The sequence below is a fragment of the Deltaproteobacteria bacterium genome, assembly GCA_016180845.1.
Taxonomy (GTDB): Bacteria; UBA10199; UBA10199; order JACPAL01; family JACPAL01; genus JACPAK01.
Genome location: JACPAK010000002.1, coordinates 145,188 through 162,948, shown reverse-complemented (window position 1 = coordinate 162,948; position 17,761 = coordinate 145,188). Strand labels below are relative to the sequence as shown.

Below are 17,761 nucleotides of genomic sequence, written 5' to 3'. Positions count from 1 at the left end.
TTACAATTTCAACGCCTTGATCAGTTTTTTTAACTCCGGCTTTATCGTGACCGGAGATCTGGAAATCCGGATAGCGTTATCCGGATCCTTTAATCCATGTCCGGTCAAAGTACAGACGATACGATCCCCTTCCCCAAAATACCGTTGCCGCGCCAGCTTATTAAGGCCAGCGACAGAGGCCGCTGAGGCCGGCTCACAAAAATACCCTTCCAATGTGGCAATCATCTTATACGCCTCGAGGATCTCCCGATCAGTGACTTTATCAATCACCCCGCTCGACTCGTCTCGAGCCGCTACCGCTCCTTGCCATGAGGCTGGGTTCCCGATCCGTATCGCCGTCGCGACCGTTCGAGGCTCTTTCACAACATGCCCCAGGACAATCGGCGCCGCACCGGCTGCTTGGAAACCAAGCATTTTGGGGAGAATAGTCCGACCGGTCGGACTCGTCGGACTGGTCTGACAAAATTCCCGATACCCTTTCCAATGTGCAGTGATATTCCCCGCATTTCCGACAGGCAGCAGATGATGGGTCGGCGGTCCACCTAACTGTTCGCAGATCTCAAAGGCTGCTGTCTTTTGACCTTCGAGTCGATGGGGATTAATCGAATTGACAAGTGTTACCCCCCCTTCTTGCGCTATCTCTTTAACCAAACGAAGCGCCTCATCAAAATTTCCCTCCACAGCCACCACACGGGCCCCATGCATGACCGCCTGCGACAGTTTTCCCAATGCGATCTTTCCCTTCGGGATAACAACGTAGGCCCGTATGCCAGCACGGGCCGCATAAGCGGCCGCTGAGGCGGAGGTGTTACCGGTCGAGGCACAGATGACCGCTTGACTCCCAGCTTCCAGCGCCTTCGAGACGGCATAGGTCATCCCGCGATCCTTGAAGGAACCGGTTGGATTCAACCCCTCCAGTTTCAGATACAATTCGGGAGGATTTTTAAGAAGTGAACCAAAAATCTTTGCCGCCAATCGTGGCGCCGGCAATAACGGCGTATTCCCTTCAAGCAAAGTAACAATAAAACGATCGTTGATTGGAAGAAAAGAGTGATATTTTCTAATGATCCCACTCAAGCGAGAGGCTCCACACGAATGCACAAGGTCTTATCCAGCACCGGCTCCATTTGATCAATGATCTGAATCGCCTTTCGGACATTTTTTTCCTGTGCCCGATGGAGCATGATCACGATCGGCACACGCCCCCCCTTGTCTTGGCCATGTTGATCGACAGAGGCGATACTGATTTCATTGGCCCCCAACGCATTGGCAATCTGACCCAAGACCCCGGGACGATCGACAACAGTGAACCGCAAATAATATTCCATCGACAGCTCTTCCAGTGAAAAGAACGAAACGGGACGTGCCGTGGGCAAGAGAGAGGGGTCAAAGACGGTCCTCTCGACAGAAACGATATCGGAGACAACCGCTGAGGCGGTTGGCATCATCCCCCCCCCACGACCATAAAACATCGTCTCGCCGACAGCATCCCCCTTCACATAAATAGCATTGAAGAAGCCATTAACGTCCGAAAGCGGATGGCGAAGCGGGATAAATGTGGGATGCACACGCGCCTCGATCCTCCCCTCATGCTGTTTATAGACAGCGAGAAGTTTGATTCTAAATCCAAGCTGTTCTGCAGATTCAATGTCAAAGTGGGTGATCCGACTGATCCCTTCGACATAGATCTTGTCCGGGGCAGGGGAAGAACCGGAGCTAAGTGCTGTTAAGATAGAAAGTTTCTGGGCAGCATCATGCCCCTCGATATCCATGCGAGGGTCGCTCTCCACATACCCCTCACTCTGGGCGTGGGCAAAAACCTCCTGAAACTCGCTCCCCTTCAGGGACATCTCCGAAAGGATATAATTCGAAGTCGCATTAACAATCCCATAGATTTCATTGATCTGGTTCCCGACAAACCCCTCCTGAAGTGCACGGATAATCGGAATCCCTCCTCCCACAGAGGCCTCGAAACCGACCGGGGTTTTGCATTCCCTCGCCAGCTCAAAAATCTCTCCCCCCTTCTCGGCAAGAAGCAGTTTATTCGCCGTCACAACTTTTTTTCCCGATTGGATCGCCTGAATTAGATAAGACCGTGCCGGCTCAATCCCGCCAATCAATTCAACCACAGTAGAAATTTCAGGATCAGCCAAAACTTCTTCTGGGTTTGTCGTCAGAAGTCGTGGATCGACCTCCACCTTTCTCGGTTTTTTGAGATCCCGAACGAGAATCTTTTTAATCTCAAAACGAACACCCGACCTCTCTTCCAAAAGTCCACACCGCTCCGTGATCAGTTTAAAAACCCCAGCCCCGACAGTCCCGAACCCCAAGAGACCTATTTTCACTGTTTTCATAAATATTATTTGTTTAGGATTTCCTTTATTCCGCGTACCGCTTGCCTAATCCTTTTCTCATTTTCAACCAACGCAAATCTCACATAACCCTCACCACACTGGCCAAACCCAAGTCCAGGAGAAACTGCCACCTTCCCCTTGCTCAAAAGAAGTTTTGAAAACTCTACCGAACCGATTTTTTTCCACGGCTCCGGAATCTCCCCCCAGACAAACATCGTCGCCTTCGGTTTTTCGATCTGCCAACCAATCCGTGAAAGTCCGTCACAGAGGACATCACGGCGCTGCTTGTAGGTTTCGACAATTTCCTTCACACACCCCTGGGGTCCATCAAGCGCAACAGTCGCCGCCACCTGAATCGGCGTGAACATCCCGTAATCGAAATAACTCTTGAGCCGCGTCAGTGCAAAAACCATCTCCTGATTTCCAACAACAAACCCGACCCTCCAACCCGGCATGCTGTAACCTTTTGAGAGGGAATAGATCTCGACCGCCCTCTTCTTGGCGCCAGGAACCTGAAGGATCGAAGGGGCCCGATACCCATCAAAGACAAGATCAGCATAGGCGAGGTCATGGATGACTAAAAGATCATGCTCCTCAGCAAAGGCGATCACCTTTTCAAAAAAGGGAAGATCGACGACATGGGTCGTCGGATTTGAGGGAAAGGAAATAATAAGAATTTTTCCCCTTGTTCCCACCTCTTTTTTCGCCTTTTTAAGATTTTCGAAAAAATCGCCGTAAAGCGAGACCGGCTTTACCTCCGCACCAGCAATCACCGGGGCATAGGTATGGATCGGATAGGCAGGATCGGGAACAAACACCACATCACCCGGTTTTGTGATGGCGATCATGAGGTGGGATAGCCCCTCCTTCGCCCCGATCGTCACAATTGTCTCCGAGTCATGATCGAGATCGACGTTGTATTTTTTCTTGTACCAACGAGAGATGGCGGTCCTTAGTTTTACAATCCCTCGAGAAACCGAATAGCGGTGATTTTTTGGTTTGTCCGCCGCCTCTTTAAGCTTCTCAACAATATGTCGTGGCGTCGGGAGATCCGGATTCCCCATGCCGAGGTTAATAATATCCTCCCCATTTCGCCGCGCCTCGATCATCATCTGGGTCACTTGACCTAATATATAAGGTGGTAATTTTTTGATTCTTTCAAATTCCATCACTGAGTGCCTCCGCCATATAGGAACTCCTGACAAACGGCCCTGAAGCGACATTCCGAAATCCCATTCCAAGTGCCTCTTCCCGCCATCTCTCGAAAATCTCCGGACGAACATATTCGACAACCGGCAGATTCTTCATCGTCGGTCGCAGGTATTGTCCAATCGTGAGGAGTTCACAGCCGACATCCCGAAGATCCCGGAGTGCCTGCCCCACTTCCTCTTCCCTCTCCCCTAACCCGAGCATGATCCCTGATTTTGTCTTCATCATTGGCGCCCTTTTTTGCACATAATCAAGGACGGCCAAAGACCTTTCATAGGTCGCCTTATGTCTCACCTGCGAGGTCAGTCGCTCAACCGTTTCCAAATTATGGTTAAAGATATCCGGTCTTGCCTCAATCACCTGATCGAGAGAGCCCTCCTTTCCTTCAAAATCGGAGGTAAGAATCTCAATCTGTGTCTCCGGATTTCTTTCCCGCACCGCCCGAATGACCGCAGCAACATGCATCGCCCCGCCATCTGTCAGATCGTCCCGTGCCACCATCGTGATGACGGCATGCTTGAGCCCCATTTTTTGAACCATCTCGGCGACCTTTTGTGGTTCATGGGGATCTGTCTTTCCGGTTTTTCCCGAAATCACGGAACAAAACCCACAATGCCGGGTACAGACTTCCCCTAAGATCATCAGGGTCGCGGTCCCCCGCGACCAACATTCGTGAAGATTCGGACAACGCGCCTCTTCACAAACGGTGTGGAGACCAAACCGATGAAGATCCTTCTTCATCTCGTGAACTTCAGGGTAATTTCCAAAACCCTTTTTGAGCCATGAGGGGAGTCGTTCCAGTTGCTTCATAGAGATTTTCGAATTACACAGAGATTGAAGTCATGGCAAGTATCAAAGAAACAGTTCAAAAGTGGCTGACAGACTACCCCACAGTCTTCGTCTCACAGGAGATTCCCAATGGAATCCTCCTCAGGGAAATCACAACCTCCAAGGAACACTCTATTGAATATCCAAAAGTCACTCAATTTCGAAGGCGAGAGCATCCTGAAGGATTGGGCGATTATCTGAACCTTGTTTTTGAAGGGGGACGTGAACTGGTCTTGTGTCATGCCGGATTTGCCTTTTCTCCCTCCTATCTTTCTACCCGATCGTTAAATCTTCTTCCTGATGTCGTCTGTTTTCAGGACTTCTACCGTCTCCTGGGTCACCTCGAACACCTTTATCAGGAGGAGACACAACGAGACGAAACGATCAAGACGCTGACGTCATGCCTTGCTATTCTCGAAGGGGCTAGGCTTACGGAGTTCGATGTTTCAGCGGAAGAGAAAAGGGTCGAGACAATTTTGAATTGGCTTGAGACACATTAAACTGTATACCCCCTCCATGCTCATCGTTCTCAAGAAAGACGCGACGCAGCCTCAAATCGACGAGCTGATGGAGAATATCCGAAAGGCCGGCTACTCACCCGACTTTCTGCCGGGCGCTCAGAGGACCGCCATCGGGATTCGGGGAAACAAGGGATACATCGATGAATCGGAACTCGGACTGAACGACGCGGTCAAAGAAGTCTTGCATGTCACGAAGCCATATAAACTGGTCTCTCGCGAATGGCATCCCACCGACACCGTTGTCTCACTGAAACAGGGGGCGAAATTTGGCGGGAATAATCCCCCCGAACTGATCGCCGGCCCCTGCAGTGTCGAAAATGAAAAACAGGTCTTTGAGACCGCTGAATTTCTCTCGAAACTCAAGGTCAAGGCGATGCGAGGCGGAGCCTTCAAGCCACGGAGTTCCCCTTACTCTTTTCAGGGACATGGCGTGGAGGGACTCAAGCTCCTCCGAAAGGCAGCTGATAAATACAACCTCTCCGTCGTCACAGAACTCCTGCATCTCGAATACTTCGATCAGGTCTTGACCCACGCCGACATGATACAGGTCGGCGCACGCAACATGCAGAACTTTGAGATGCTCCAACGATTGGGAAAGATCCAGAAGCCGGTCCTTTTGAAGCGCGGCATGGCGGCGACGATCGAAGAGTTCCTTCTCGCTGCCGAGTACATTTTAGCCGGAGGGAATTCCCAAGTGGTCCTGTGCGAACGGGGGATTCGTACTTTTGAGACCGCGACAAGAAACACACTGGATCTCAACGCGGTCGCTTATGTTAAGGAAGTCTCGCACCTCCCGATCATCGTCGATCCATCGCATGGCACGGGACGCACCAGCCTCGTCGCCCCGCTCTCCCGCGCCGCAATCGCCGTCGGCGCGCATGGCCTGATCATCGAGCTCCACAAGGAGCCCTCAAAGGCGCTCTCGGATGGATTTCAGGCGCTGAATTTTGAGCAGTTCGAGAATTTGTGTAGGGGCGTATCGCGATACGCCCCTACTTAAGCAAACTCTAAGATCTTGAGGGTCTCAAGGACCGAGCTATTCCTGGTTGGGAGGATCTTGATCGGACAATGACAGGTTTTTTTCAGCCCCGACAGGAATTCATCAGCCCATGATGGTTGAAAAAACAGCCGATCCCGCGAGCAGGGCCAGCGCCAAGCAGGAGCCAAACCGCGCAATTTGAAGATGCCTCGCCACCTTACAACCGACACTCGCCTGGCAGCTGGCTCGCCTGCTGAAGTTACTTTTCAAAAAATCATCCAGTTGATGGCCGAGGGGCTCCAACTGATCTTCAGGCCCTTTCAGGAGCCCGTTCAATAGCCTGAATCCCCGGTTTGCCTCTTGTCGTGGCAGGGACTGGAGATTGCAACCAATGAGATAAAGAGATTCAGAGGCAGAGGCGCGACACCGGTCAATCGTAGAAAAGTGGCCAACAAGCTTCACGGATCTAATAGGAGAAGACCCAAGCAGGAGATTCGCGGGGTCCTGCAACACCTCAGACAAGGGGGGGACGAAGCGGTAAATAAGGGGGTCGGCTGCGGCGAACGCGAGCAGATTTTGCCAGAACATCCTTTCCGATCGGAGCCCCCCATAGGCAATCTTCGAGATGCCACTGGTGACTTCCTTGTAGACCGTTTCGAGACACCGGACTACCTGATCAATCGTTCTAACCGCGGACTCACCTAAGTGGGCACGGGCCTCATCCAAGACTGCCTCGTTGCCAAACCGGAGTCTTTTGGCATGCCAAGGGACGGCAAGATCCCGAAGGACATCGCGGAGAGGCCGAATTTTAAAGGATCTGCTCTCCCTCAAGGGCCATCCGGGATCCCGGACAGGGCGGTCGAGCGCGTTCTGAAGTTTCCGGCCTGGCAAGTCATGATACAGGGGCAGTGATTCACCTGCAGAAGGTACGGGTCTCATTCTGGAATCGTTATCGTCGGACTGAAAGAAATGTTTCTAGTTTATGACATAGTTTTTGACGACCTGTAAGTCTTGACTTATATGTCTATCTTACTTTATATTATGCATAATAGATATGTCTAATAGAACCTCAATGAACATACCAAAAGGACTCCTCGAGGAGGCGGTGAAGGCGAGCGGGGCCTCGACCCAGACGATGGCGGTCGTCATGGGGCTAGAGGAATTGATCCGTCGCAAGAGGCTTGAAGGACTGATGAAACTCAAAGGAACGGGTGCGATCGGGTTGACCCAAAAAGACCTCCGCAAGATGCGATCCCACTGATGATCCTGATCGATACCTCAATCTGGATCGAGTATTTTCAGAAAAAACCGACCGTGGACGTCTCGGCTGTTGACCTTCTTATCGAGGAACGCAGCGCAGCGACCTGCCTTCCGATCAAGGCCGAGGTCCTGTCGGGAGAGATGACGACTCAAACGAGATCTGTTGTCACGTTAGCACTGAATGCCTTGGAATCAATCGACCCCAATTGGAACTCCGATGACATCTGGAACCAGATCACTCAACTCTCCATTGAATCAAGAAAGAGAAAGATAGGTCTCCCCGGAATCGTCGACAGGATGATTCTGATCAGTGCAAAGTTGGCCAATGCCCAAATCTGGACTCTGGACAAAAAAATGAAGCAGCTGGCCCCGATCGTTCCGGTAACGCTTTTTTAGATTACTTCTCCAAGACAAACGTAATCCGGCAATCAACCCGATACTCAGCGATGCGGCCATTTTCGACCTTCGCATTCTGCCGAAGGATCTCAACGCCGGTAATTCCCCTGAGCGTCTTTGCAGCCCTTGCAATTGCCTGACGGGCAGCATCCTCCCAGCTCTCCTTCGATGATGCGATGATTTCAGTGACACGTGCTACGGCCATAAGATAAACCTCCTTTTGGGGAGTTATGATCCTCCCCCGCTTTTTTGTTTGACCAACACCTCACCAAAAAAACACCAGATATAATGAAACCCCGATCCCAAAGAAATGAGCATCGTGAGCCAGAGCAACACAATCCCGATCCGGTGCGGATCCAGCCCCCACGTCGGGTAGTGGACCAACAGAAATCCCAAGGCGACCATATGCATCGCCATCTTCCTCTTCCCCCAGGCGGAGGCGGCCAAATCAAGCCCCTCATCCGCAGCCATCGAACGCAAACCGGTGATTGTGACATCACGAGCGATCAAAACAATCACGATCCATGCCGGAAGTCTCCCCATCGGGATCATCATGATCATGACCGACATCGTGAGCAGCTTGTCGGCCAAGGGATCCAGGAATTTTCCGAAAGAACTGACAACTCCATAACGACGCGCATAATATCCATCGATGACATCTGAAATCCCTGCCGCCGTCGTGAGAGACGTACAAAACCAGCTCAGGAAATAATTCATCCCCTGCCGGCCGAGATTCTTGTCGTCGATCATTGAAAGCAGGAACAAGACGATTGGGACAACCGCAATCCGTCCATAGGTAAGGTAATTGGCAATCCCCAACAGTTGATCGGTGGTCAGTGGTTTCCTCGTGCGTTTTTCGAGCCAAGACATGGAGCCGGGGTTATCATAAATGAGGAATTGCGAAAAGGAATAATTGTCACTAAATGAGGGATCATAACGATGAATGAGGTTCAAAAAACGGACTTTCTCGTGATCGGCTCAGGGATCGCAGGACTCAGCTTCTCAATCGAGGCGGCGAATCACGGTCAAGTCATCCTGATCACAAAAAAAGAGGCGCTCAACGCCAACACGAATTATGCCCAGGGAGGGATCGCCGCCGTGATGTCTCGCCTCGATTCAGTTGACGCCCATATCCAGGATACGCTGCAAGCCGGTCAGGGACTTTCTCAACTGGAAGTGGTAAAAACAATCATCGCAGAGGGGCCGCAGCGGGTTCAAGAATTAATCCGATTGGGGGTTCAATTCTCCAAGAAGACACCTCAGGAATACGACCTGGGTCGCGAGGGGGGACACAGTCAAAGACGTGTCCTGCATGCCGGAGATCAGACAGGTGCCGAAATTGAGCGGGCCCTCGTGTCGAAGGCACGTTCCCTGTCGAACCTCCAGATTTTCGAACACCATTTCGCGATCGATCTCATTTTATCCTCTTCCAACAAACGCTGTATCGGTGTCTCTCTCCTGGATAGACAAACAGGTAAAATAAACACCATCCTGTCTCGTATTACCCTTCTCGCAACCGGTGGCGCTGGAAAGGTTTATCTCTATACCTCAAATCCGGATATCGCGACCGGCGACGGTATGGCGATGGCCTATCGTTCAGGGGCACGACTCGCGAATCTGGAATTTGTCCAATTCCACCCAACCTGCCTCTACAACCCCGGCCTCACGAAAGATTCGTCCACCCCCTCGGAGGGACGTTCTTTCCTGATCTCGGAGGCAGTCAGGGGAGAGGGGGCCAAACTGAGACTCAAAAACGGTGACCTGTTCATGAAAAAATATGACCCTGCCGGAGAGCTCGCAACACGCGATATTGTCGCACGGGCTATTGATACAGAATTGAAAAAGACAGGGGATGATTACGTCCTTCTCGATATCACCGAAAAACCGGCCTCATTCATCAAACAAAGATTTCCCGGAATCTACGAAACCTGTCTCAAGTATGGGATCGACATCACGACCTCTCCTATTCCCGTGGTGCCGGCAGCCCATTATTTTTGTGGCGGTGTCATCACAAATCTGAATGGCCAAACCAACATTCCAGGACTTTATGCTGTTGGCGAGGTCGCCTGTACCGGCCTGCATGGGGCAAATCGGCTTGCCTCGAATTCCCTCCTCGAGGCGGCGGTCATGGCGCACCGAGCGATCCAGGCATCAGCTGAAGAGATAAAACAGGGAGGGACAATCGAGTCCCCCTCACGAAGCGGCCCAGACTGGAAGATTGAAACAGCGCTCGATTCCGATGAACAGGTGGTAATCTCTCACAATTGGGACGAAATCCGGCGGACGATGTGGAATTATGTGGGGATTGTCCGTTCCAACAAACGCCTCTTGCGTGCGAGACGCCGTCTCGATCTCCTGATCGATGAGATCAATCAATACTATCGAAATTTCAAACTAACCCCGGATCTGATCGAACTCCGCAATATCGCCACGGTCTCCGACCTGATCATCCAATGCGCGCTGCTGCGCAGGGAAAGCCGCGGGCTCCATTACACGATCGACTATCCGGAGATGAAGGATGAATTTCGGAGGGATACGGTGATTTAATCCCAGGTTAATTCCGATGTCGCCGGGACTCCCAACATCTTCAAGGAAAAATGATCCCCTTCCCGAATCGTCTTTGGGAAACGAACAAGATAGGCATGCGACCAGTGATTCAGATAGGGATAGAGCTTTCTTTCCAGATCGGTGACATGTACTTTTTTAATCGACTCTGCCTTGACAACTTTTCCACCCACATCGATCGCAAGCCGCCATTCACCGGAATTTTTCCCAATATCTGGATAGACATTCGAACCAGCATAAATCCCGACAAAAAATTCGTCGTATTTTGAATTCGACTCCTGGTCTTTAACCTCTTCTTCTCCCCTCTCAACCTCCGTTAATTGGAGTACTGATTGAAGCTTCTCACGACGCGCCCCACGAAATTCATCGGAAAAAAAAGTCGCCTTCCAATCCAGTCTCATTTCCAAATCCTGAAAGGTGTAATCCTTCGCCCCTCGGGTCCATTTTTTGAGAACCGACTTGTAGGAGGATGCAAAAGAAACACTCGAAAAAACAAAAAGAGTTAAAACAACCACGAGGCTGATAAAAACCGATCCAGATGCAAGGCGAAGCCTAAAGATGTTTTTCGATCCATTGAACCATGTCATTGAATACCCTCTCCTTTCCGACTTCATTAAACAATTCGTGATAAAACCCTGGATAGATCTTTAATGTTTTATCCTCAACAGGAATTTTTTTGAAAAATTCTTTTGACGCCTCCGGTGAGCAGATCCTGTCCTCGCTTCCAAGCAGGAAGAGAGAGGGAAGACGAATCTTTTGGGCCAGTGAATCGATCATCTCCTGATTCCGGAGGATAAGATCTCCCAGACGCGTCGTGATTTTTGTCTGAACAAGAGGGTCTCTATTGTAGGCCTTGACCACCTCAGGATCATGGGAGAGGAAATCGATCGGGATCTCATTCGCCAAAGAGAGCCGAGGAATCATTCTGGAGAGAAGACGGCTTGCCTGAACCTTGACCAGAGGGATGTCGATCGCCACCCGGATGTTCGGAGATGAAAAAATGATCCCATTGAGCTTCTGAATACCGGGATAAGAAGAGGTCACATAATTCAAGGCCAACTGCCCACCAAAGCTGTGTCCGATCAGGAAAAGAGGGTCGCTATTGGCGCCAAACTTCGTTATAAACCGATCGATATCGGCCAAGAGGTCTGCAAGTGATTCTGCAAAGCCACGCTGGCCTTCAGACTTCCCATGCCCCCTCAAGTCAAAGTGAAAAACAGAGTATCCTGCTGAGACAAAAAAATGGGCGGTATGGTGGTAACGATCCGAATGCTCCCCCAAACCATGGATAAACAAGAGCCTCGCCTTCGGTTTAGGAGCAAGCCATTGCTGAAAAAAAAGCCTTGTCCCCTTCGCCCCCTCAAAGTTTCCGGAAGAATGGTTTGTCACGAAAAAAATCCCTTCTTCTTCGGCCTTTCGGCCTTCTCACCGGAGAGCAGCGCAAACTCTTCCAAAAGCTGTTCCTGTTTTTTGGTCAGGTGTCTTGGAATTTTCACCTCAAAATGAACCACGAAATCCCCCCGCTCCTTCCTCCTTAAATCAGGGAAACCCAAACCTTCCAGGATAATCTTGCCCCCTGTCTCTGTTCCTTTTGGGACCTCGATCTTACGCCCCCCATCGAGGGTCTCAACCTCCACCTCACCCCCAAGCGCCGCCTGTACAAATGAGATCGGAAGTTTTGTGTGAACGATATGCCCCTCGCGAATGAATCGCTCATGAGGTTGGACCTCAATAAAAACATAGAGGTCCCCCTTCTCGCCCCCCTCCAGACCTGCCTCTCCCTCTCGTTGCAAGAGAAGCTGTGTGCCTGTATCAACGCCTGGCGGAATTTTAACAGAGAGCTTCTTGTGAACTTTTTTCCTCCCCTCCCCTTTGCACTCACGACAGGGGTTCTCCAGAACCGACCCTGCCCCATGACAGACATTGCAGGTTGTCGCGATCATAAAAAAACCCTGATTCCGAGTAACCTGGCCTGAGCCATGACACCGCGTACAGCTCCTTCGTGAACTCCCCGCCTCGGCACCACTCCCATGACAGGCGTCACATTTCTCTAGGCGAGCCACCTCAATCTTCTTTTCACAACCGGCAAAGGCCTCCTCCAGAGTCACACTCACCTCCGCAGAAAGATCCCCCCCTCGATGCCCCCTTCCGCGCGCATGTCGGGAGGGACCAAATCCAAAAAAATCCTCGAAAAGATCTCCGAAGCTGGCAAAGATATCGTCCACATCTGTAAAATGATGAAATCCGGTCCCGGAAAGTCCGGCATGGCCGTATTGGTCGTACCGCTGCCTCTTTTCAGGATCGGAGAGGACCTCGTACGCCTCGGCCGCCTCTTTAAATTTTTCCTCTGACTCTTTATTATCGGGGTTTCGATCCGGGTGGTGTTGCAAGGCAGCTTGTCGATACGCCTTCTTCACCTCTTCAGAATCGGCGTCTCGTGAGAGACCCAGGACATGATAGTAATCTTTCTTGGTCACAGCGGGGTTACGTTAATCATTTAATAAGAGAAGTCAAATTTCACCTGTAGAAACCTTGACTTTGGTTGTTTCATGCATAAGTTAACGCTGACCCAGATAAAAAAGGAGCTCATATGGCTAAAAAATCAAGCAAAATCATAGGCATAGACCTTGGGACCACCAATTCTGTCGTTGCGATCATGGAGGGGAGCGAGCCGAAGGTGATTGTGAATGAAGAAGGGTCCCGACTCACACCCTCTGTTGTCGCGTATACAAAAGATGGCGAGGTGCTTGTTGGTCAGATCGCCAAACGACAATCGATCACAAATCCAGAGAACACTGTTTATTCAATCAAGCGTTTCATGGGACGAAAACTGGGTGAGGTCTCCGAGGAACAAAAGATGGTCCCTTATCAGGTTGTCAAATCAGACAATGGGGATGCCCATGTCAATATTCCCAATACAAGTAAAGTATACTCCCCCCCCGAGATCTCTGCGCGGGTCTTGATGAAACTTAAGAAAGCGGCTGAGTCTTATCTCGGTGAAGAGGTTACCAAGGCGGTCATCACGGTCCCTGCCTATTTCAATGACAGTCAGCGCCAGGCGACGAAGGATGCGGGAAAGATTGCCGGTCTCGAGGTCTTGAGAATTGTCAATGAGCCAACAGCCTCTGCTTTGGCCTATGGGCTTGATAAAAAGAAAGATGAAACGATTGCTGTCTATGACTTCGGTGGAGGAACTTTTGACATCTCGATCCTCGAGGTGGGTGAAAATGTCGTCGAAGTTATTTCGACAAATGGTGATACCCACCTTGGCGGTGACAATATCGACCATCGGATTATCGATTATCTCATTTCTGAATTCAAAAAAGATCAGGGGATCGATGTCTCCAAAGACAAGATGGTCCTGCAACGCCTCAAAGAGGCCGCAGAAAAGGCGAAAATTGAGCTCTCCAGTACGCTCGAGACTGAGATCAATCTCCCTTTCCTGACCGCAGATGCCTCGGGACCAAAACACCTGAACATCAAGCTGACCCGAGCCAAACTCGAATCTCTCTGCGAAGATCTGTTTATTCATTCCTTTGAACCGGTGAAACGGGCACTGGCTGACGCAAAGATGAAACCATCCGATATCGACGAGGTGGTCTTGGTCGGTGGTTCAACCCGAATCCCAAGGGTCCAGGAAGAGGTGAAGAAATACTTTGGCCGTGAGCCTCATAAAGGGGTGAACCCGGATGAGGTCGTCGCACTCGGGGCTGCTGTTCAGGCCGGGGTCCTCGGGGGAGAGGTTCGCGATGTCTTGCTCCTTGACGTAACACCGCTGACTCTCGGAATCGAAACCTTGGGATCTGTCATGACGAAGTTGATCGAGAGAAACACAACAATCCCGACAAAAAAGAGCCAGGTCTTCTCGACCGCCGCTGATAATCAAACCTCGGTAGAGATCCATGTCCTCCAGGGGGAGCGAGAAATGGCGAAGGATAACCGAACACTCAGCCGCTTCGTCCTCGATGGGATCCCTTCGGCACCTCGAGGAGTTCCCCAGATTGAAGTCACCTTCGATATCGATGCCAACGGCATTATCAATGTCTCGGCCAAAGATATGGCGACAGCCAAGGCCCAGCATATCACCATCACCGCCTCCAGCGGTCTCGCAAAAGATGAGGTCGAAAAGATGGTCAAAGAGGCAAAAGAGCATGAATCGGAAGACAAAAAACGGCGTGACGATATCGAGGCGAAGAATGCCGCCGAATCCCTGGTTTATATCACCGAAAAGACCGTAAAGGAAAATCGGGAAAAAATTCCGGCCAAGATCTTAAACGATGTCGAAACAGCGGTCGAGGCCTGCAAGAAGGCGCTGAAGGATGACGACATCGATGAGATCAAAAAGAAAAGTCAGGAATTAACAGAGGCGTCCCACAAGATGGCCGAGGAGCTCTACAAGGCGGGGGCCGAAAAGGCAAAAGAGGGGGAAAAAGAGGACTCGGGCAAGAAGAAAAAAGACGAGGATGTCGTCGACGCCGAGTATACGGAGAGCAAGGAATAACGTTGACAGAATAGTAGGGGCGGGGTTACCCCGCCTACGATGCGATTCGGCGCCGTCCCGTATCTCAACGCCCTCCCTCTGATCCACGGACTCCCATGGGAGGTTCGGCAGGCACCACCGGCAGCGCTAGACCGACTTCTAAAGATCGGTGAGCTTGATCTGGCGACAGCTCCGATCGTCACCCTGTTTGAAAATCCAGATTATTCCGTCGTCCCCGGAGTTGCTATCGGCTGCCGTGGACCGGTGAAGAGTGTCCGACTGATCTTCCAGAAGGAAGGGATGACGCTCGGGGATGTCGGGAGCATCTATCTCGACATGGAGTCCAAAACCTCCGCGATGCTACTCAAAATATTGCTCCATTTTAAATATAAGATCGATCTCGCAAAGATCCGCTTCGATCATCCGCTTCCGGGACCCGATCCGGATGCGGTCTTGTTGATTGGGAATAAAGCAATGCAAAATCCCCCCCCAACCCCCCTCTTTGACAAAGAGGGGGGCAGAGGGGGGAGATTTCTCGACTTAGGAGAAGAATGGACCTCCTGGACCGGTCTCCCTTTTGTCTTTGCCACGTGGATTGGCCGACACCCTCAATTAGAAAAAAACGTCGTCGAGACGCTGATCAACACCTGTAAAAAAAATCTCTCCTCTATCGACACACTGGTCACGCATCAAACCGACTTCCCCGAGGACCAGACGCGAAAATATCTGCTGCAGAATGTTTCGTATCACCTAGGGGATCAGGAAATTGAGGGGTTGAAGAGATTCCATTCCTACGCTAGAGAGCTGGGTCTCATTAACCATGAACTCCGACTCCATTTTTACCCTCGCGGATAGATATCAGATCCCACTGGAAGCGGTCATTAAGTCAGATCTGCTCCGACTTGGAGTTTCATTTTCACCTGAGGCGCTCAAAGTTTGTGCACAGGCAAAACCAAAGTCATATTTCATCTTCTCATTCGATCGAACAACCCAAAAGGATCTTTCAGAATTAGAGCGAAAATCAGTCCCGGAAGAGATTGCACTGATCCGTGGGCCGTACGATTTGAAGCGAACCATTGTGTCGGTGAGGGTGAATCCAAAGTCGCTGTATCGAATCGCTGTAGGGGCAACCGGCCGGTCGCCCCTACAATTACGTTACAACAATGAAATAATCGCCAACATCCTCCTTCCTCAACAACCACCTTACTACACCACTCCCCTCAAATCCGGCAAACCGGTCACCGATATCGCCCCAACGATTGAATGGGGTTACCTGATCTACCTGACCGCCTTCCGCCTTTGTCAGTATTGGGGCGAACAGGAGGAGTGTCAGTTTTGCGACATCAACAACAACTATCGACAGCAGTTGCGTGCAGGACGTTCCTACACCGGTATCAAAAATTCTGGGGAAATTCTGGAAGCGCTCCAAATTATTAACGAGCTGGATCAAGGGAAGGTCAGCCAGGCCTACACCGTCTCAGGAGGTGCCGTCACAAAGGAGCTGAACGGGATGAAAGAGGCGGAGTTTTATGCGCAATATGCGCGGGCAATCGAGGAAAAGTTCCCAGGACGATGGATCGGAAAGGCGAATGTCCAGGCCTTACCGCTTGAAGAGGTAAAGATTTTGAAAAATGCCGGCTACCAAATCTATCACCCAAACTTTGAGGTCTGGGACAAAAATCTCTTCGTCCAACTCTGTGCCGGCAAGGAAAGATATATCGGACAAAAGGAATGGATTCAAAGGACACTCAATGCTGCAGAGGTCTTCGGAGCAGAGGGTGTGATCCCGAATTTTGTCGCAGGAATCGAGATGTCAAAACCCCATGGTTTTCGATCAGTCGATGAGGCGATCGCCTCCACTCACGAAGGCCTGGAGTTCTTTATGTCCCGAGGAATCTTGCCACGCTTCACCAGCTGGTGTGTTGAACCAGGCACCGCCCTCTTTGAATCAAACCCCGAGCCACCTCCACTGGAATATTATGTTCGACTCCTCGCAATCTATCGTGAAACTTTTCACAAACACAAACTTCCCTCTCCAAAAGGATATGGTCAGCCAGGCCTCGGCAAGGCGGTCTTTTCGGTCAGTCCGTTTATGGATGTTTTGGGGTCAGAGTGAGCGGTTTGCGCTTCACCGGCTCTATCCCTGTCTGACGAACCCAACTCAATACCTTTTCGACATTTCTTTCAATCTTGATCCCAGCCTTCTCGGTCACCTGATCCTCAAGTGGAATATCGAAATCATGCGCCCCGGAAAGTAGGGCCTGGGCGGCCCCTTCCCCTTGAGTCAGCACGGAGGCACGGATGACAGGGATATTATCGAGATAGAGCCGACTAACCGCTACCGTCCGAAGATAATCTTCGTTAACAATACGAACCCCCCCCAAGGCTGTGTTGTCTGGTTGATAGCTCCAGAGCAGGAAACTGGAGAATCCACCGGTCTTGTCTTGGAGATCGCGGATATGGCGCAGATGTTCGATCCGGTCTTCTGGACTTTCACCAAACCCGATCACCATCGTCGCTGTCGTTCCGAAACCTAATCGTTGAGCCAACTCCATTCCATCCAGGTATTCTTTGACCGAATATTTTTTGGGTGACAGTTTTTTCCGCCATTCATCGGTCAATATCTCTGCCCCCCCGCCCGGAATCCATCGGAGACCCGATTCTTTGAGTCGAATCAACGCCTCTTCGAGCGAAATCCTTGAGGCCTTGGCAATAAAGATTATTTCAACGATCGTCGGCCCGTAGATTTCAACGCAATCCCCATATTTTTTTCGCACCGACCGAAACAGCCGTTCGTAATGGTCGATTTTCAACTTCGGGTTGAATCCCCCCTCCATCGCGACCAAGGAACCACCCGTCGCCAGCAGATGATCGATCTTCGCAAAGATCTCTTCTTCTGTCAGGACGTACCCTTCAGCGTTTCCAGGACGGCGATAAAAGGCACAATAGGAACAATCTGCAACGCAGATGTTCGTATAGCTGACAATCCGCATGATGATGTAAGAGGCCTTTTTGTCGGGATAAAATTCACAGCGAGCCTCGTGCGCCTTGGCCCTCAGAAGAGAAAGGTCCCCTGCCCCTAAACGTAGCCCTTCTGAATCAGTAAGGCGCTTTTTCATGGTTTCGGCTGACTACCATCAGCGCTCGAACATCGCAACTTCTTAAAATC

Annotated in this window: 19 protein-coding genes; 8 read left to right on the top strand and 11 right to left on the bottom strand. The window is 50.9% G+C overall.

What is annotated here, in order from left to right:
- Genes HYT76_04940 through lipA form a run of 4 tightly spaced genes read right to left on the bottom strand, consistent with a single transcriptional unit; the run spans position 1 to position 4,373 of the window.
- Positions 1-1,077, bottom strand: a complete 1,077-nt coding sequence (locus HYT76_04940; protein ID MBI2082896.1) for a threonine synthase — start codon at positions 1,075-1,077, stop codon at positions 1-3.
- Entirely contained in the window at positions 1,074-2,354 is a 1,281-nt protein-coding gene (locus HYT76_04935; GenBank protein ID MBI2082895.1) for a homoserine dehydrogenase, read from the bottom strand. Before HYT76_04935 ends, HYT76_04940 begins: the two co-directional genes overlap by 4 nt.
- A gap of 5 nt (positions 2,355-2,359) precedes the next feature.
- Positions 2,360-3,577 carry an aminotransferase class I/II-fold pyridoxal phosphate-dependent enzyme gene (locus tag HYT76_04930; GenBank protein ID MBI2082894.1) on the bottom strand — a complete coding sequence of 406 codons (1,218 nt, stop codon included), beginning with the start codon at positions 3,575-3,577 and terminating at the stop codon, positions 2,360-2,362.
- The gene (lipA, locus tag HYT76_04925) at positions 3,513-4,373 is read right to left on the bottom strand and encodes a lipoyl synthase (protein MBI2082893.1); all 861 of its coding nucleotides are present in this window, start codon (positions 4,371-4,373) and stop codon (positions 3,513-3,515) included. Before lipA ends, HYT76_04930 begins: the two co-directional genes overlap by 65 nt.
- Before the next feature lie 32 nt (positions 4,374-4,405).
- Here lipA and HYT76_04920 point away from each other — a divergent pair, with 32 nt between their 5' ends.
- Positions 4,406-4,891: a hypothetical protein gene (locus tag HYT76_04920; GenBank protein ID MBI2082892.1), complete on the top strand. Its 486-nt coding sequence runs from the start codon at positions 4,406-4,408 to the stop codon at positions 4,889-4,891.
- 16 nt (positions 4,892-4,907) lie between these two features.
- Positions 4,908-5,912, top strand: a complete 1,005-nt coding sequence (aroF, locus tag HYT76_04915; protein MBI2082891.1) for a 3-deoxy-7-phosphoheptulonate synthase — start codon at positions 4,908-4,910, stop codon at positions 5,910-5,912.
- 102 nt (positions 5,913-6,014) lie between these two features.
- Here aroF and HYT76_04910 read toward each other — a convergent pair whose 3' ends face one another.
- A complete protein-coding gene (locus tag HYT76_04910; protein ID MBI2082890.1) occupies positions 6,015-6,830 on the bottom strand; it encodes a hypothetical protein in 816 nt (271 codons plus the stop codon).
- A 133-nt stretch (positions 6,831-6,963) separates the two neighbouring features.
- Here HYT76_04910 and HYT76_04905 point away from each other — a divergent pair, with 133 nt between their 5' ends.
- Positions 6,964-7,152 (top strand): hypothetical protein, encoded by a 189-nt coding sequence (locus HYT76_04905; protein ID MBI2082889.1) that lies wholly within the window; start codon positions 6,964-6,966, stop codon positions 7,150-7,152.
- Complete coding sequence (locus HYT76_04900; GenBank protein ID MBI2082888.1) at positions 7,152-7,547, top strand: PIN domain-containing protein; 396 nt, start codon at positions 7,152-7,154, stop codon at positions 7,545-7,547. The genes HYT76_04905 and HYT76_04900 overlap by 1 nt, the downstream gene beginning before the upstream one ends.
- A gap of 1 nt (position 7,548) precedes the next feature.
- On the opposite strand, the gene HYT76_04895 is transcribed toward HYT76_04900, so the two are convergent.
- Positions 7,549-7,752: a dodecin domain-containing protein gene (locus tag HYT76_04895; protein MBI2082887.1), complete on the bottom strand. Its 204-nt coding sequence runs from the start codon at positions 7,750-7,752 to the stop codon at positions 7,549-7,551.
- Positions 7,753-7,775: 23 nt separating this feature from the next.
- A complete protein-coding gene (gene pgsA, locus HYT76_04890; protein ID MBI2082886.1) occupies positions 7,776-8,417 on the bottom strand; it encodes a CDP-diacylglycerol--glycerol-3-phosphate 3-phosphatidyltransferase in 642 nt (213 codons plus the stop codon).
- 69 nt (positions 8,418-8,486) lie between these two features.
- Here pgsA and nadB point away from each other — a divergent pair, with 69 nt between their 5' ends.
- Positions 8,487-10,094, top strand: coding sequence for an L-aspartate oxidase (gene nadB, locus HYT76_04885; protein ID MBI2082885.1), 1,608 nt, complete (start codon positions 8,487-8,489; stop codon positions 10,092-10,094).
- Here the strand turns inward: nadB and HYT76_04880 are convergent.
- From HYT76_04880 to dnaJ, 3 genes are read right to left on the bottom strand one after another with little or no spacing between them, the layout of a single operon-like run.
- Positions 10,091-10,627 carry a hypothetical protein gene (locus HYT76_04880; GenBank protein ID MBI2082884.1) on the bottom strand — a complete coding sequence of 179 codons (537 nt, stop codon included), beginning with the start codon at positions 10,625-10,627 and terminating at the stop codon, positions 10,091-10,093. The genes nadB and HYT76_04880 overlap by 4 nt on opposite strands.
- 37 nt (positions 10,628-10,664) lie before the next feature.
- Positions 10,665-11,501 (bottom strand): lysophospholipase, encoded by an 837-nt coding sequence (locus tag HYT76_04875; protein MBI2082883.1) that lies wholly within the window; start codon positions 11,499-11,501, stop codon positions 10,665-10,667.
- Positions 11,498-12,589, bottom strand: a complete 1,092-nt coding sequence (dnaJ, locus tag HYT76_04870; protein ID MBI2082882.1) for a molecular chaperone DnaJ — start codon at positions 12,587-12,589, stop codon at positions 11,498-11,500. The genes HYT76_04875 and dnaJ overlap by 4 nt, the downstream gene beginning before the upstream one ends.
- 113 nt (positions 12,590-12,702) lie before the next feature.
- Between dnaJ and dnaK the strand changes: the two genes are divergently transcribed.
- Genes dnaK through HYT76_04855 form a run of 3 tightly spaced genes read left to right on the top strand, consistent with a single transcriptional unit; the run spans position 12,703 to position 16,708 of the window.
- Positions 12,703-14,613, top strand: coding sequence for a molecular chaperone DnaK (gene dnaK, locus HYT76_04865; GenBank protein MBI2082881.1), 1,911 nt, complete (start codon positions 12,703-12,705; stop codon positions 14,611-14,613).
- A 39-nt stretch (positions 14,614-14,652) separates the two neighbouring features.
- Positions 14,653-15,447 carry a menaquinone biosynthesis protein gene (locus tag HYT76_04860; protein ID MBI2082880.1) on the top strand — a complete coding sequence of 265 codons (795 nt, stop codon included), beginning with the start codon at positions 14,653-14,655 and terminating at the stop codon, positions 15,445-15,447.
- A complete protein-coding gene (locus HYT76_04855) occupies positions 15,413-16,708 on the top strand; it encodes a radical SAM protein (protein MBI2082879.1) in 1,296 nt (431 codons plus the stop codon). Before HYT76_04860 ends, HYT76_04855 begins: the two co-directional genes overlap by 35 nt.
- Here the strand turns inward: HYT76_04855 and HYT76_04850 are convergent.
- Entirely contained in the window at positions 16,683-17,711 is a 1,029-nt protein-coding gene (locus tag HYT76_04850; protein ID MBI2082878.1) for a radical SAM protein, read from the bottom strand. The two genes, HYT76_04855 and HYT76_04850, sit on opposite strands and share 26 nt — an antisense overlap.
- Between the last annotated feature and the right edge of the window lie 50 nt (positions 17,712-17,761).

Coding starts and splice junctions, on each gene's coding strand:
- HYT76_04935 (MBI2082895.1), bottom strand. CDS start 2,354: ATGAAAACAGTGAAAATAGGTCTCTTGGGGTTCGGGACTGTCGGGGCT.
- HYT76_04930 (MBI2082894.1), bottom strand. CDS start 3,577: ATGTCGCTTCAGGGCCGTTTGTCAGGAGTTCCTATATGGCGGAGGCAC.
- lipA (MBI2082893.1), bottom strand. CDS start 4,373: ATGAAGCAACTGGAACGACTCCCCTCATGGCTCAAAAAGGGTTTTGGA.
- HYT76_04920 (MBI2082892.1), top strand. CDS start 4,406: ATGGCAAGTATCAAAGAAACAGTTCAAAAGTGGCTGACAGACTACCCC.
- aroF (MBI2082891.1), top strand. CDS start 4,908: ATGCTCATCGTTCTCAAGAAAGACGCGACGCAGCCTCAAATCGACGAG.
- HYT76_04910 (MBI2082890.1), bottom strand. CDS start 6,830: ATGAGACCCGTACCTTCTGCAGGTGAATCACTGCCCCTGTATCATGAC.
- HYT76_04905 (MBI2082889.1), top strand. CDS start 6,964: ATGAACATACCAAAAGGACTCCTCGAGGAGGCGGTGAAGGCGAGCGGG.
- HYT76_04900 (MBI2082888.1), top strand. CDS start 7,152: ATGATCCTGATCGATACCTCAATCTGGATCGAGTATTTTCAGAAAAAA.
- HYT76_04895 (MBI2082887.1), bottom strand. CDS start 7,752: ATGGCCGTAGCACGTGTCACTGAAATCATCGCATCATCGAAGGAGAGC.
- pgsA (MBI2082886.1), bottom strand. CDS start 8,417: ATGTCTTGGCTCGAAAAACGCACGAGGAAACCACTGACCACCGATCAA.
- nadB (MBI2082885.1), top strand. CDS start 8,487: ATGAATGAGGTTCAAAAAACGGACTTTCTCGTGATCGGCTCAGGGATC.
- dnaK (MBI2082881.1), top strand. CDS start 12,703: ATGGCTAAAAAATCAAGCAAAATCATAGGCATAGACCTTGGGACCACC.
- HYT76_04860 (MBI2082880.1), top strand. CDS start 14,653: ATGCGATTCGGCGCCGTCCCGTATCTCAACGCCCTCCCTCTGATCCAC.
- HYT76_04855 (MBI2082879.1), top strand. CDS start 15,413: ATGAACTCCGACTCCATTTTTACCCTCGCGGATAGATATCAGATCCCA.
- HYT76_04850 (MBI2082878.1), bottom strand. CDS start 17,711: ATGAAAAAGCGCCTTACTGATTCAGAAGGGCTACGTTTAGGGGCAGGG.